16 protein-coding genes and 1 pseudogene are annotated in these 13680 nt (G+C 36.5%); 4 read left to right on the top strand and 13 right to left on the bottom strand.

The window, feature by feature from the left end; all coding sequences use genetic code 11:
• From AC13DP_RS07840 to AC13DP_RS07780, 13 genes and pseudogenes are all read right to left on the bottom strand, one after another.
• Nucleotides 1–480: pseudogene (locus AC13DP_RS07840) on the bottom strand (DUF4138 domain-containing protein); the annotation flags it as partial.
• 96 nt (nucleotides 481–576) lie between these two features.
• Nucleotides 577–1521, bottom strand: a complete 945-nt coding sequence (gene traM, locus AC13DP_RS07835; protein WP_483067519.1) for a conjugative transposon protein TraM — start codon at nucleotides 1519–1521, stop codon at nucleotides 577–579.
• Nucleotides 1522–1545: 24 nt separating this feature from the next.
• Complete coding sequence (locus AC13DP_RS07830) at nucleotides 1546–2157, bottom strand: conjugal transfer protein TraK (protein WP_483067518.1); 612 nt, start codon at nucleotides 2155–2157, stop codon at nucleotides 1546–1548.
• Between the two features lie 31 nt (nucleotides 2158–2188).
• Nucleotides 2189–3037, bottom strand: a complete 849-nt coding sequence (locus AC13DP_RS07825) for a hypothetical protein (protein ID WP_483067517.1) — start codon at nucleotides 3035–3037, stop codon at nucleotides 2189–2191.
• A gap of 17 nt (nucleotides 3038–3054) precedes the next feature.
• The gene (locus AC13DP_RS07820; protein WP_483067516.1) at nucleotides 3055–3651 is read right to left on the bottom strand and encodes a TrbJ/VirB5 family protein; all 597 of its coding nucleotides are present in this window, start codon (nucleotides 3649–3651) and stop codon (nucleotides 3055–3057) included.
• A 17-nt stretch (nucleotides 3652–3668) separates the two neighbouring features.
• The gene (locus tag AC13DP_RS07815; RefSeq protein WP_483067521.1) at nucleotides 3669–6074 is read right to left on the bottom strand and encodes a TraG family conjugative transposon ATPase; all 2406 of its coding nucleotides are present in this window, start codon (nucleotides 6072–6074) and stop codon (nucleotides 3669–3671) included.
• Nucleotides 6061–6345 carry a hypothetical protein gene (locus tag AC13DP_RS07810; RefSeq protein WP_483067515.1) on the bottom strand — a complete coding sequence of 95 codons (285 nt, stop codon included), beginning with the start codon at nucleotides 6343–6345 and terminating at the stop codon, nucleotides 6061–6063. The genes AC13DP_RS07815 and AC13DP_RS07810 overlap by 14 nt, the downstream gene beginning before the upstream one ends.
• Nucleotides 6346–6379: 34 nt before the next feature.
• On the bottom strand, nucleotides 6380–6667 hold the full coding sequence (locus tag AC13DP_RS07805; protein ID WP_483067514.1) for a hypothetical protein: 288 nt from the start codon (nucleotides 6665–6667) through the stop codon (nucleotides 6380–6382).
• Between the two features lie 299 nt (nucleotides 6668–6966).
• Nucleotides 6967–7365 (bottom strand): hypothetical protein, encoded by a 399-nt coding sequence (locus tag AC13DP_RS07800; protein ID WP_483067513.1) that lies wholly within the window; start codon nucleotides 7363–7365, stop codon nucleotides 6967–6969.
• Nucleotides 7366–7427: 62 nt separating this feature from the next.
• Nucleotides 7428–8096, bottom strand: a complete 669-nt coding sequence (locus AC13DP_RS07795; RefSeq protein ID WP_483067512.1) for a P-loop NTPase family protein — start codon at nucleotides 8094–8096, stop codon at nucleotides 7428–7430.
• Complete coding sequence (locus tag AC13DP_RS07790) at nucleotides 8093–8629, bottom strand: hypothetical protein (protein ID WP_483067520.1); 537 nt, start codon at nucleotides 8627–8629, stop codon at nucleotides 8093–8095. The genes AC13DP_RS07795 and AC13DP_RS07790 overlap by 4 nt, the downstream gene beginning before the upstream one ends.
• Nucleotides 8630–8635: 6 nt before the next feature.
• Nucleotides 8636–8914 (bottom strand): helix-turn-helix domain-containing protein, encoded by a 279-nt coding sequence (locus tag AC13DP_RS07785; protein ID WP_347406253.1) that lies wholly within the window; start codon nucleotides 8912–8914, stop codon nucleotides 8636–8638.
• Between the two features lie 278 nt (nucleotides 8915–9192).
• Nucleotides 9193–10026: an RteC domain-containing protein gene (locus AC13DP_RS07780; protein WP_347406254.1), complete on the bottom strand. Its 834-nt coding sequence runs from the start codon at nucleotides 10024–10026 to the stop codon at nucleotides 9193–9195.
• A gap of 135 nt (nucleotides 10027–10161) precedes the next feature.
• Between AC13DP_RS07780 and AC13DP_RS07775 the strand changes: the two genes are divergently transcribed.
• The 4 genes from AC13DP_RS07775 (at nucleotide 10162) to AC13DP_RS07760 (ending at nucleotide 13673) form a co-directional block, all read left to right on the top strand.
• The gene (locus AC13DP_RS07775; protein ID WP_347406255.1) at nucleotides 10162–10887 is read left to right on the top strand and encodes a LytR/AlgR family response regulator transcription factor; all 726 of its coding nucleotides are present in this window, start codon (nucleotides 10162–10164) and stop codon (nucleotides 10885–10887) included.
• A gap of 214 nt (nucleotides 10888–11101) precedes the next feature.
• Complete coding sequence (locus AC13DP_RS07770) at nucleotides 11102–11281, top strand: hypothetical protein (RefSeq protein ID WP_347406256.1); 180 nt, start codon at nucleotides 11102–11104, stop codon at nucleotides 11279–11281.
• A gap of 468 nt (nucleotides 11282–11749) precedes the next feature.
• A complete protein-coding gene (locus AC13DP_RS07765) occupies nucleotides 11750–13441 on the top strand; it encodes a tetratricopeptide repeat-containing sensor histidine kinase (RefSeq protein ID WP_347406257.1) in 1692 nt (563 codons plus the stop codon).
• A gap of 73 nt (nucleotides 13442–13514) precedes the next feature.
• Nucleotides 13515–13673: a hypothetical protein gene (locus tag AC13DP_RS07760; protein ID WP_347406258.1), complete on the top strand. Its 159-nt coding sequence runs from the start codon at nucleotides 13515–13517 to the stop codon at nucleotides 13671–13673.
• Nucleotides 13674–13680 lie beyond the last annotated feature (7 nt).

The following is a 13680-nucleotide window of genomic DNA, read 5'->3' as shown; positions in this document are numbered from 1 at the left end:
TCTTTTACGTTTGGTCTTGGAATGTTTTTTACCTGTTTTTAGCAGATACTCAGCAAAGCGCTGAAAATATTCCTGTCGCTTAATAAGACTGTCTTGTTCTTTCTGTGTGGTTTTGGGAGTAGCTTTGGCTGGAATCTCCATTCCGATACTTTCATCAGTAGAAATAAAATAATTCAGTTTGGGAAGTTCTTTTTTATATTTCAGCATATAGGAATAGACCTTTCCATCATCGGTCACTACCAAAAGGTTACTTTCTTCTCCGGGTTGAGCTTTTAATAGCCCAAAATACTGCTTCTTTTCGCGATTATAGGTAAACACGAAATGGGAAGCTCCGGTTATGCCCTGTCGGATAGCACTGGGGAGAAACACGGCCACGTTCTTTTTATCATTCGCATATAAAGTATCTAAAGCCTGTTGAGCATTTACTGGACTTATCAAAGCCAGTAAAGCCAATATGAGTATCAAGATATATTTTTTCATTGCTATAATAATTTTAAAAAGATTGATATGATGTTATAACTACCGTCCAGTAATTTTTTTCAAATGCCCATTATGGGCTTTTCATAAGATTTAATTTTAAGAATGTTCCTGTGGTATTTTTAAGAGTAATTGATAGCCGTCTAGTACGGTGACTTTAACCTGACGGTTACTCCTTCTAAAAAGCTGTTTGATACCGCTCACCTGTGGTACTCCCGGCACTTCAAGTTCATCCACGACATCACCTATTACCTGACGGCGCACCTCTTCCCGGAAACTGTTCTCGATATAGATACCTTTACTGCCATCGGCCAGATCATATGCCTCAAAAGAAACAGGTCTTCCTTTAATGTGCTCGATAGTAAGTAGGGTACGATTGGGTTTAAAACTCACAAAGCCATATAGAAGCGTATTTTTTTGGACCTGCTTTCCATCGATCAGGGCAGCTCGTGAAAGCCGCATCCGAAGCCGATAATGTTGTTTGATGGTCTGGGTGCCATCGACTTGAACATATAATTGTCCGTCTGTGTTTTGCGATAGGGTATTTAGGTTTTCCTTTGGATTGGAGGCAAAGAAGAGTTGGTGTTCCAGGCCCATTTCTTTGGCGGCCGCTTCCCGTTCTTTTTTATTGATTTTTTTGGATAACGTATCATTTTTGGATGGAGCTGGGGTTTGTGGAGCTGCCTGATCTTGCCGGTAGGTGCTGTAGGCATAATCCATATTCCCTTGCGAATAAATACTGTCGATCATCCGTCTTTTTTCTTTATCCCTTAGGTCAGGATCATAGGTTCCGGTAGCATCCAGCAGCTCTTCATCATAGACGCTCGGTGCATTGATCTCGCGTTCCTTTTTGATGCTTTCCAGGGCTTCCATTTTTGTTTCATATTGTTTTTGGTCGCTACCTAACTTCGGGAGGGGGACCTGATGGGTATCAATATTGATTTCCTCGTCTTTGCCAAAGGTGATGATGGAATAGGCAACAATAAACAGCACGACACTGACTACAATCAGTATCATTACGATTTTATTCTTTTGAAGTTTCATAAGTATGGGATTTAGTAATAAGTATTATTCAGGATTAATTTTGCGAAGGCTATTCTCAAAAAAGTCGGTGATGAGCAGTCCGTGCGGATTATGAGGGAAATTCCGGTCGACCTGCATCAGTTTTCCAGCCGTTTTCAGTTCATAGCGGTCAGTTACTGATCCACGGTTGATCTCAAAAACGATAGTAGTACTAAATCGGTATGGCTCGCTTTGCAGATCTACCTCGGAATCAATAGTGATGACCTTTTGAACCAGGGAATATTGCAAAAGCCGGTTATAGACGCCTTCGGCTTGTTTTTGCTGAAAGAGATCAGATACGGAACTGTTTCCCAGCCACAGGCTCTTTTCGATATTACTTTTGTAATTGTTGGCATTAAGCCCATAAAAATAGTGGTGGAACAGTTCCAGATGTGCCAGGGCTTCTACCTTCAGGTTTTCCTGTTGCTTCACCACTTTCAGGGGAATAACGCTACCGTCCCCATTAATCACAAAAGCATTGTTCAGGGATTCCCGGTGGAGTTTGATGACCATTACTATGGAAATGATACAGACCACGGCCGAGCCAATTACCGAGGAGAGGACGATAAAACGATTGGTCCGTAAGACCTTATAAATATTTTGATAGGGTATTTTCATTTTGTGTTTGATTAGACTATTAATGATCGCGTTAACCTCCGGTAAACAAGCGCAGGGTAAAAGTGCTGGCCTTTCGGTAGAGCTTAAATTTGAGCAGGACGATAAAACCGATGGAGGCACATTCGATGACCGGTGCAAAAAATTCGCTGCCCCAATCCGTTCCAAAAAGGTCGCTCCAAAAATGACTGTTGATTTCGGTATAAAGGTTATTGATAAAAATATTGACCAGAAAGAAGGCCGGCACGAGCATATACACCCCGGCATAAAGCTTAAAAAAGGAATAGGCCAGGGAACGGAATTTTTCAAATACGGCCAGGCTAATGACCAGCGGAAAAAATGCCTGCATTATTCCCAATAGAAAATAGCGCTCCGCCAAAAAGAGGGGATAGATAAACAAATCCAAAAGCCAGAGGATTACCCCAATAATAAAGGCCAAAATTTTAAGTCCGTATAACGGAGTTACCAAGGCTTCGTATAGCATTGCCATTGCTTTTTTGGCGGCCGCTACGGCACCCACATCCTGTTCAAGATCAACATCACTGAACTGCAAGGGGAGGAGTGCCGGGGCCGTGTCCCGATATTGGGCTTCTATGGCCACCAGAATAGTATCAAATACATCCAATACCTGTGTGGAGAAAATTACCAGTAGGACAGTGGCAAAGTTTTTAAAAAGTTCGGTCGGGTTTAATCCCCAGGTATGTCCATCGGTAGTGGTCACACCTTCATTATATTTTTTAAGGATATTGATCAGGAAAAACAATACGGCCAGTGTTTTCATCCCGGTAATGGTATACTGGGAAAAATCACTGTCTTTGATCGTTTGAAAGACCGTATCTATATATTCCAATCCCAAACCTGGACTTATCATAGCACCTATCATTTCATTTACGCTTTTTATTAAATCCCACTTAGTGGGCGGTTATTAATATGATCCTGCATTTTTCGAAAGGAAATAATTTCCTTGTACCGGCGTGTTTTGTTCTGTACCTCGGCGACCATCTCATTGGATCGTGTTTCATAATCTTTTAATACGGTAGCTCTTTCCGCATCGTTCATTTTTAGATAATCACTGGTTAGGATTTTGTTTACATAATCCACACTCTCCATCGAACGCTCAATAATTTCCTCAAAGGAGGTGGTAACCCGGTTGATTTCATCGGGTTTGATATACGGAGAGTTAAGGATTTCTTGCAAATCGTCCTGAACTATATTAAAGAGATACTGGTTATTCTGAATCAATTTTCCTACGGCATCCAATTGTTGGATCACATTGCTCACCTGTTCGATCCGTTCTTTTTGTTGTTTAAGAAACTCGACGGTCTTGAGTAAATTGGAAGTTTGCTTGGCCGATTCGATCAGCTGTTTGGCCAGGCTGATAAAATTCGTATTATCATACACCGGCATCCCCTGGGCCACAATGTGGCCTGATGAAAAGAGAGCAAGGGATAAGGTTACCAAGAATTTTTTGATGTTTCGATTTATAGGACGTTTCATAAGATGTTGATTTTGGGTTATACTTTTTCTTTCAGGAAGCGTGCAATGGCCTTTTCCATATCATTGGTTTGCTGATAAATGGCCATTATGGTCTCGTTCTCGCTACCATCGGTCAAGTAGGCCGCATAGACTTCCGGGGGGACTTCCAACCGGAAAACGTTGCTTTCTTTCCCTATTTTGATAAATATTTCGGTGTATTTCCGATCCCCGGTAAGGTTATTCCGGATGGAATATAATTGGTTCAGATCGTGCGTAGAGAGGTTCAGGCGTTGCTGCAATTCACGATACCCTTTTTCATTACGAAGGCTGTAGATGACTTGTGTATTTTCCAGAATACTGGCCGAAGTGGAATTGTTGGGCAACTGGTTGATGGATTGCAGGATAATCCCAATAGCCCCGTTTTGTTTTCTGATGGCCTGGTAATAGAATTCCACACTTTCCAGAATATTGTCAAACTTCAGTTGCTTGGCAAACTCATCAAAAAGTATGATGCCTTTTTCCGAGCGGTTTTGCCATATGGTTCGCTGGATGGCCGATTTGATCAGTTTGAGCATTACTGACAGGATTTCTTTATTGTCGCGGACTTCATCCAGTTCAAAAACGATCATCCGTTTGTCCTCGATCTTATAGGTTTGGTCGGCACCCACGTTAAATAAAAAGCTGTAAAGTCCCCCTTCCACATATTCCGAGAGGATATGCAGGAAATCATACGTACTGAAATGCGCCTCCCGGATTCCCAATCCCTCAATAAGGGTATCTTTATTTTCATCTACAAACTGGTATAAAGAAGCTAATGAATGGTTGTCTCGGGTTTCCTTATAATACTGTATGAGCACCTTTTTCATTGCTACTTCCTTGCCTTTGGATACTTTTTGACCTTCAGCCAGAAGTTCGAGAAGGAATACCGACAAATCTTCCAGTCTTTCGGGGGTAAGATCTGCTTCCTTGGATATATAAAACGGATTAATCCCTAAGTTTTTTCCCTGCTCATAGCGTAAAATAATATGATCGTTGGGATAGAGTTTGGCGAATTTGGAATAGGAACCGCCCAGATCAATGATGACCAGTCGTACACCATTTTCAAAATATTGACGAAGGATGTTATTGGCCAAAAAAGATTTCCCTTCCCCGGTGGGGGCGAAGATGGCAAAGTTGCGTGCCTTAATGCGTTTCTTTTTTTCATCCCATACATCCTTTAGTACCGGTATATTATGTTGGCGGTCATTAAAGATAATGCCTGTATGATCGGAGCGATAATTGGTATTATTGACATACAGGCACAGGGCGTGTTTAAGATCGGTTACATAAAGATCTTCATTGGAAAAGTTGGAGGCAAAACAAGGATAGGAATTCAAAAAATAATGCTTACGCTCTTCTCCTTTGGGATAGTACGGCAGCATATCCAGTTCCTTAAATTCTGTTTTTATTTTAGAAGCTATGCGACCAAGTTGTTCCGCTTCGTGAGACCAAAAAATAATGTTGAGATGGCCGCGGATAATCCGGGAGCTATCATCTTCATTGATGCGGCTCACGATCTCACGGATTTTCTTTAATACGACTTTGTTCTGGGTACCGAAGTTGGAGCTCTTGGAAAGCTCCTCGATCTTCTTTTCCAATACTTTTCGCCATTTGTGCTTATCATCCAGATAAAGGATATGGTTAATGATATGGTCTTCTTCCAGATCCAATCCCAACCCATCGATAAAGCCCTGATGAAAAGTGAAATGATCAGAAGTGAATTTTTCATTGACCTTACTGCTTTGCAAGCTTTCCCCAAAGCACTGTTCATTATTAATTGCGAGTACATCAAAATGATAATTCCCAATGGCAATTCCGTTTTGATCCAGCCTGATATCCGTATCCACGTCCTGATGGAACCCGTTGAAATAGGAGTGGGTGAATTCCAAAATAGCATTTTGACCTAAAGGGGAAATATTTATTTTTCTACTGTTATTGATAAAGGATACAGCATCTTTCACCGCCCCAATAAATTCCCTGACCTGGTGATCTAACTTTTTATGAATGCCTTTTTCGGTCTTCCGAAACGGGTTGACATATTTGGAAGCTTTTAGATGCTTGTCCAGGGGAAGCACAAAAAACAAGTAGCTTTGATGCTGTAAGTACTCCCGATTTTTAAAATAATGATGGGTTGCTTTTTGCAGGAAGGTTTCTTTTGGAAGTTCCTGGGCCGTATAAGTTGATTTTCGGTAACTATCCTGTTTTTGGATAACAGTTCCGGCCGGCAGTGATTTGAAAGCCTGAAACCAGCTTGCGTGCAGGTCTTCAAAATCTTTTTCCGAAAGGGAATGGATTTCAGGCAGCGATACTCGATATCCCAGCACCACATTGCCATTGGAGGCAAAAACCATATTATTCTGAATATCCAGAATGGGATGGTAAGCCGAAAGGTTAATCTTTTTCATCATAGAACGGGCTTAATTTTTTGTTGCTGATATTTTTTGGAAATACTTTCTGGAAATGGAACAGTCCTGGATTTAGGACAAGTTTATTCAGCAAAACGTACAAGGCTATATTCCATAGCAGTATCGTTGTGATCATCCCAAGGCTAAAAGAAAAAATAATGAGCAGTAGGGAGGCGATCACCGAGATCATTTGCAGGGCAAAAAAGGAGAGGGGAAGCCCTAAAATCATTGCCCGTTTTCGAATATTTTTATAGGGAATAAACTTTTTCATAATTGAAATATATTTTTAAATGTCTCTTAGAAGCTTATACTACTATTCCGATGAGATAAGTAAAGATGCCCACTACGGCACCGGCGATGAGTACAAACACCAGCACACGGGTAATCCCTTTTTTAAGATCGGCATTTTCCCCGAAGAAATGCCCGGCATTAAATAGGAAACCGACCAAAAAGATGACCCCCAGGATAATGGGGAATATGGATCGGATGGTATTGGAAATATCATTAACGGAATCTTCGATACCGCCAATTTGGGCAAATAGGGAAGTCGATAGTAGCGAAAGCAAAGTCGCCAGGTAAATAGATTTTTTCATAACGGAACGTTTTAAATTATTGATTCGTTTTCGTTATGAGAAAAGTAATGATTTAAGGTTTTAAATAATTGAAAATCAATTTATTGTGAATAAAATATTATTTGTATGGAATTGATTTTCAATGGTGTGATTTGCCATCAAATTTTATGAAATTTGGAAGGAGGATTGTTGATAACTTGAAATAGGAAAATGAAAAGAGTACCTGAAAACGTCAGATTTGGGGTTTTGGAAACGAAAAGTTGAATACTTTAATAATCAATTGGAGCTTAAAATCATACTATTTAGTAAGAACTATTGGATTAGATGTTTTTATAAATATTGGCATAGATATATTCTTGACCTGTAGAAACAACATCAAATCCATTTTTTTTATAGAAATGAATTAACTTTGAAGGTATAGAAGAGTCTGGACCGTCAACGAGCTCCCCTTTCAATACATTACAACCTTTGGTAGTTGCCCATTTTTCAAAAAAAATTAATGCTTGAGTACCGATACCTTTGTCTTCGGTTTTATAGACTTTTAAAAAATGAATTGTAATTTGATTTTCTGATTTCCAGAAGCCAATTTCAAATATTCTATCCTTTTTAGTAGAAGCAGTAAAACATTCGATACGTTCGAGAGAGTCATTTAAATAGATGTTTCCAACATTTTTATCATATTTAAAGAAACCTAACAACATTAAAAGTGAGTTTGACATACCTAAGAGTTAATTACAATTTCCATTGTTTAGATGAAGTTACAATTTTTGAAACAAAATTTTTATTTCCTCTTATCCCTACTTTCCTTATCAAAAGCGATTAAATTAAATAGCTCCCGCATACGGCTACGAACGCGGTTACCATAACGTTCTTCCAGTTCCTGTGCATTAAGATTGGTGGTGGCGTGGGTTTTGATTTTACGTTTAGTGTTTAAATAAAGCTCGTAGCGGGATAATAGGACTTCACCCATTACATTACAATCCTTTCCATAAAAGCGGCCGGAAGGTTCCACGCCCAGATCATCGAAACAGAAAAAACAGGAATTCCCGTAATCTTCAATGGTTTTATAGCCTAAATGATTAAAACCAAACACTACATTTCGGCTGGGGATCATTTCATAGGGGCGTTGGTGCGGCACCATATGCCTAAGCAATTTCATCAGGCTTGTTTTACCGCAGCCCACCGGCCCGGAAATCAGAAGACCTTTTTCAATATCAATTCCAAATTTCTCACAATTATCACGATCTTTGATGAAATAGGAGCATAGCTTGTATAAAATCCTTTGGTCTTCAGAGTGAATTTTAAACTTTTTGCCAAACAATAATTTTCCTTTAGCATCCAGATAGATAACCATCTTTTTAAAATCATACTGGATCTCGTGGTTACGGAGTTTTCCAAGTTGGTAGGCGACGCCACCTTCGTTAATGATATGTGGAGCTTTATATTTCATAGGGGGTCATCATAATTTTTATCGGTACTCGTCTTAAGGTTGTCCTGATATGGGACACTTGCGATTTGTTTGTTCCCATTTGAATCTTGAAAATTTAAATTTTTAAAATTTCGCTGTTTGTTTTTGTTTTTAGCGTTTTGCATAGTTTGTATATGTTTATTTATAGATACCACTGCTTGTCCATTACTTGTCCCGTAATTGGTACTGCTTTGGTTCACTACTTGTCCATTACTTGTCCCAAAATCGAACATCTTGATTTTACTCCCTTTGAAAGGGTTGTGAGATGGTGTATACAGGATATAGTTCCAATGGCTCAGTTCTTTGATACACCGGTGATAAGTGGATTTGGAACCGATTTTGGCATATTGCATCACTTCTTCACGGTTGACATAAAATTCTTTTTGAAAATAATTGCTGTTCCAGAGTTGGAATAAAGCCACATACAAACTGATGTGTGTGGGATTCAATCGGTTGTCCTTGGAAAATTGTTCAAAGATTCCATTTAGGTGTTTGATGTAATTGATTTGTTCCAAATCCAATTAAAATTTGTTATGAACCTTATTTTCTTCCATTACTTTGATGATTTCTTCATAATCGTAATAGAGTACACCGCCCACTTTGGTATAGGGGATAGTACCATTGATACGCAGGTTTTGAAGTGTCCCGTGAGAAATCCCTAAAAATTTTCTAACTTCAGGGGATTTGAGCCATCTTTTAGGAGCGTATCCGGATTGTTGTTGGAGCAATTCTTTGATGTCATCGAGTAATTCCATTTTAAACTCCCGAAGGTCTTCGGTGGTGATAATTGTTGCTGTCATATGTAAAATAGTTTTAAAGAAAGGGACTATTGCATGGCTGTCAACTCATTTAATAGCCCCGATCTGATTTGACTTCCGTTCTACAAATCTGAAAGGAATTATTGGATTTTTTACACAAGGAACACCCAACTTGGGAGGTTTTTTAGCTCATTTTTACTGCGTTATTTTATTTCGTATTGGTATGTTTAACCAAAATTAAAGGCACTAAAAAAGTCTAAATTTTATGACATAATACCTGCATTTGAAAACACCCAAGTTGGGAATAACTTGGGTGTTTTTTATACATCCAGGTCAGTCATTTTCTGAAAGAGGGATTCTTTTAAATAGTCTATAAATTTGGTAGGATTGACCTTACGGGAGCGAATCTCTAAAAAGGTATGATAGTAATCACCAAGATGTATATTAAAGAGCTTTTCAAAAATAGTGGCCATTTCTTTAATATCGGTGGTTCCGCTATTGATGACGCCACTGCTGTGAAGTGCATAAATGAGCTCTACCAAATCCGTTTTATGAGCTGTCCAGAAAAACCGGGACTGCTTAACACGGGAGAATACATTGGAATGGTTGTTTTCCAGTTTTTCAATTTCTTTTTTGAGATAAACAATTAGTAGATCGTAAGCCATGATAACGGCCACTATATTATCGCGGCTGGTGGAGAACTGTTCATCCGAAAAATAATAATGGCAGTCATATAACCTAAGATCCATATTTTCACGTAAAAAGTACAGTTCATCCAATTCGGTGGCATTTCTCCGGTAATAGTGATAGAATTCCAAATGGTCATTAAAAAAATCCTGATGTTTAGCTATATGAAAGTTTAAGTATTTGATTTGCGACTTAATGCTTCCCCTTGGACGTTTACTTTCTATATTAAAAATTTTGGCATAATAGATAAGTTTACTGTATAACCTGGGTTTGATTTCTTTAAAGAAGGTTATTTCATTTTTATCAGATTTAAATCCCTCTTTGACTACCATTTGTCTCATTTCACGCAGATTGTTTTTAACCATTTTTAATCCTTTTTCAGCTCTTATCAAAATATCGCTGTTTGCTCGCTCCATTTCATAAAGCTGCTGTTCTAAAGCTTTTAGAATGTTTTTATACTGATTCATCTGGTACTTTTAACCCATGAAGATCCCTAAAAGATTTATAAAAAAAATAAGGTTGAACCTTATTTTTTTCAAGCGCTAACCTTATAAAAAAGAGATGGGGGATATCTAACTTTCCCCTTCATTTTAAAGGTTATTTTGAAAAGGTTTACTATAGTAGATAAGGATCCTAAAATTATCCAAGAAGTAAGAACAATTTGTGAGGAATATTTTGGATTTCACTATATAGAATTTTGTATTAACAGTGATGAAGAAATTTTAAACCAATTCCTAAAGCATGCTCCTGACCTTATTTTTATTGATCTCGATAATACACTTAAAGACACTACAGTTTTTTTTCTGAACATCTTGCAATGTTTTCCTACGCTTCCAATCTTTATAGGTTTGTCTTTCACCAAGGAAAAAGCTTTTGAGGCATTCCAATTTGAAATGTCCGGTTTTTTATTAAAACCCCTCAATGAATTAAATATCAGGAAAAGTATGATGAAATACCAGAAAAAAGTTGATAAAGCTTTTGAAAATATTATTTGTTTGAAATCCCATAAGGACTATCATTACCTTGCGGTAGATGATATTCTATATTTGGAAGCTGACAATAATACTACCGATTTTTATCTATTAGGAGGTAAAAAAATAAGTGCCTATAAAACCCTAAAAACATTTGAGCAGAAGCTCCCTGAAAATTTCCTTCGTATCCATAAGAGTTATATCATAAATAGTTTGTATGTATCAAGAATCAATTATACTCGAAAAAAATGTTCCTTACGCGATTTATCCTATAATATACCTTTTACCAGAACATTTATCGATAATATTTGTAAAATTAATGAGAACCTTTCCTTAAAAGCACAGCTGGTTTTTTGATTTCACCATATAAAAATTACATTTCCCTCATAAATCCTATAGACTCACTAAGGACATTCTTTTAAGTTTATTTTTTATCCCGTAGCTCAGTATTTTAGCTGCTGAAGCTTCACTAGCGGTACGGGATGTACCACTCTTATTGTGCACAATTTTATGGATTGCCGTTGCATGCACGGTCTAAAAAAACTATGTCAAATCCTAAAAAATTGAAATCATGAAACATTTTAAAGCCACATTGTTATTATTTATTTTTATTACGGCAATGAACTTCTTTTCTTCTTGTACGCCAGAATCAATCGCTGACGGGGAAATAATTCAGAAAGAACAATTGGACCATATACAAGCTACTGATGATGAAGATGCAGAAATAGATAAATCAGGGAAAGATGATTAGTTAAATGCTAATTTATAGATAACTTTCTGCTAAGCATGTTACTTTTATCATTAAATGTGCATTTTTCATAAAACCTTTAATTAAAATTAAAGGTTTTATATTTTTGTATGTAGGTCACCCAATAATCTTATTATTAAAAATTTCATTTTTATATTAGCATTTATATTTTTTAGTACACTTATCAGTTGTACTAATTTTTCCTTTCAAAAAGCTGAAGAAAAAGAAATAAGCAGTGATAGTACCATATATTGGATTAATCAGTCTAAAATAGAAAAAAGATCTCTTTCTCAAAAAAAGAATTACCTCTCAAAGGCTTATCAAGAAGAGCGGCAAGCAAATCATAAAAACAAAAGTAAATATCTTAGTAAAATTGCCTATCAATATTTAAATTTAGGGGATACCGTTCGATTTAAAAATATCAATAGGGAAACTTATCAGATTGCCAAAAGGCAAAATGACACCCTAATATTGGGAGATATTCACTGGAATTATGCTTACTATTATAATCAAAAAGTGGTGTATGATTCTGCCTACTATCATTATAATAAAGCTTACCAATACTTTTCGAAGACAAGTAAGCAGCAATATACAGCTCAAATGTTATACAATATGTCCCTAATTCGTGGAAGATATAGAGACTATGCGGGTAGTGAACTATTGATTATAAAATCAATCAGGATTTATAGAGATTTAAAAGATTATTCCTCACTGTACGCCTCTTATAATCATTTAGCGATACTACAAAAAGATATCAAGGAATATGATAGGGCGATTAAATACCACAATATAGCCATGAGTTATTTGGAGAAAATTCCTGATAATAAAAAATACTTATATGCAAGTTTAAATAATATTGGAATTATTTATAGGGATCAGGGTAATTATATTGAGGCTCTAAAAAAGTTTAATTTTATTTTAGAGGATTCCAATTTAAGAAAAGAAAATAGTGATTACTATGCCCGAGCTTTGGATAATTTAGCGTATTGTAAACTTTTAATAAGGGATACCATCGGAATACGAAAGGATTTAATTGAAGCACTCGATACTCGTGAAAAAATTGGTAACAGAGGAGGTGTTATAGTAAGTAAAATCCATTTATCAAAATTCTATTCCTATAAGGAAGATACAGCAATTGCTTTTAAAAATGCATTAGAAGCTAATAAAATTGCTAAACAAATTAAAAACAGTTCCAATTACCTTCAAACGCTTTCCATGCTATCCATATTGGATAAAAAAAATGCTTCGATATACCTCAAAAAGTACATTTCTTATAATGACAGTTTGCTACAGGAAGAACGAAAAGTACAAAATAAATTTGCTCGTATTGAATTTGAGACCGATAAGTATATAGAACGAACGCAAGAACTTTCGGAGCAGAAAATAAGAATATTTATTATTGCATTGGGTTTAGTTATTATTATATCCTTGACCTATTATGCATTTATCCAAAGGGCCAGAAACAAGAACCTTGTTTTGGAACAGGAAAAACAGGATGCCCAGTCTCAATTAACACTGTTGGCTATTGAAAGCCAAAAAAATCTGGAAAAACAAAAAATTCAGGAACAGAACAGAATATCAGAAGAAATCCATGATAACATAATCGGGCGTCTTTTTGGAGTTCGTTTTGGATTTGGATTTTTGAACATTGAAAAGAATAAGGATGAACAATCCCGAAAAGAAATGTTATTAGAAGAATTACAAAAGGTAGAGATAGAGTTACGGGATATATCGCACCAACTAAACCATAACTTTATTAATTATTCAATGGACTTTTTATCTTTAATTGAAGAAAAAATTAAAGATAAAAGTATACAGGGAAATTTTGAATACCAATTTCATGTGGATGATGATATTGATTGGAATGCAATAAAAGGGATTATTAAGGTAAATTGTTTAAGGATTATACAGGAATCGCTTCAGAACATTGTAAAATATGCTCATGCCACAAAGGTGACAATAATACTCTCTAAAAAAAGAGAAGGAATAAAGGTTAGTATTGAGGATAACGGGGTTGGATTTGATATATCAAAAGTTACCAAAGGTATAGGTCTTAAAAATATAAAATCCCGCCTCAAGAAATTAAATGGGGAAATACGAATAGATACTCAACCGGGAAAAGGTACCCGGATTAGTTTTTATCTTCTACAAATAAATAATTAAGCGATTATGAAAGATAAAAAAATATATTGTTGTAGAGGATCATCCCCTTATTATATACGGTTATAAGAAGTTATTGGAACAATTGGCATCAGAAAATGAATATGATTTTAATATTGAAGAAGTTCAAAATTCTGATGATGCTTTAGCCATTATTAATAAATATGCGAGAGTAAAAACACTATTGGATATGCCTTTCTGGATATCAGGATACCTCCTTTCAGGGACGGATTAATTCTTTC

This window comes from Zunongwangia sp. L-65 (genome assembly GCF_056859415.1).
The sequence above is the reverse complement of the archived record's forward strand: the minus strand, read 5'-3'. Positions and strand labels throughout refer to the sequence as shown.

Excerpts from the sequence above, each read along its gene's own strand:
- AC13DP_RS07810 (WP_483067515.1), bottom strand. The coding sequence starts at position 6,345 with ATGAAAAAGTTTATTCCCTATAAAAATATTCGAAAACGGGCAATGATT.
- AC13DP_RS07825 (WP_483067517.1), bottom strand. The coding sequence starts at position 3,037 with ATGATAGGTGCTATGATAAGTCCAGGTTTGGGATTGGAATATATAGAT.
- AC13DP_RS07815 (WP_483067521.1), bottom strand. The coding sequence starts at position 6,074 with ATGAAAAAGATTAACCTTTCGGCTTACCATCCCATTCTGGATATTCAG.
- AC13DP_RS07820 (WP_483067516.1), bottom strand. The coding sequence starts at position 3,651 with ATGAAACGTCCTATAAATCGAAACATCAAAAAATTCTTGGTAACCTTA.
- AC13DP_RS07800 (WP_483067513.1), bottom strand. The coding sequence starts at position 7,365 with ATGTCAAACTCACTTTTAATGTTGTTAGGTTTCTTTAAATATGATAAA.
- AC13DP_RS07785 (WP_347406253.1), bottom strand. The coding sequence starts at position 8,914 with ATGACAGCAACAATTATCACCACCGAAGACCTTCGGGAGTTTAAAATG.
- traM (WP_483067519.1), bottom strand. The coding sequence starts at position 1,521 with ATGAAACTTCAAAAGAATAAAATCGTAATGATACTGATTGTAGTCAGT.
- AC13DP_RS07805 (WP_483067514.1), bottom strand. The coding sequence starts at position 6,667 with ATGAAAAAATCTATTTACCTGGCGACTTTGCTTTCGCTACTATCGACT.
- AC13DP_RS07780 (WP_347406254.1), bottom strand. The coding sequence starts at position 10,026 with ATGAATCAGTATAAAAACATTCTAAAAGCTTTAGAACAGCAGCTTTAT.
- AC13DP_RS07795 (WP_483067512.1), bottom strand. The coding sequence starts at position 8,096 with ATGAAATATAAAGCTCCACATATCATTAACGAAGGTGGCGTCGCCTAC.
- AC13DP_RS07830 (WP_483067518.1), bottom strand. The coding sequence starts at position 2,157 with ATGAAAATACCCTATCAAAATATTTATAAGGTCTTACGGACCAATCGT.
- AC13DP_RS07770 (WP_347406256.1), top strand. The coding sequence starts at position 11,102 with ATGAAACATTTTAAAGCCACATTGTTATTATTTATTTTTATTACGGCA.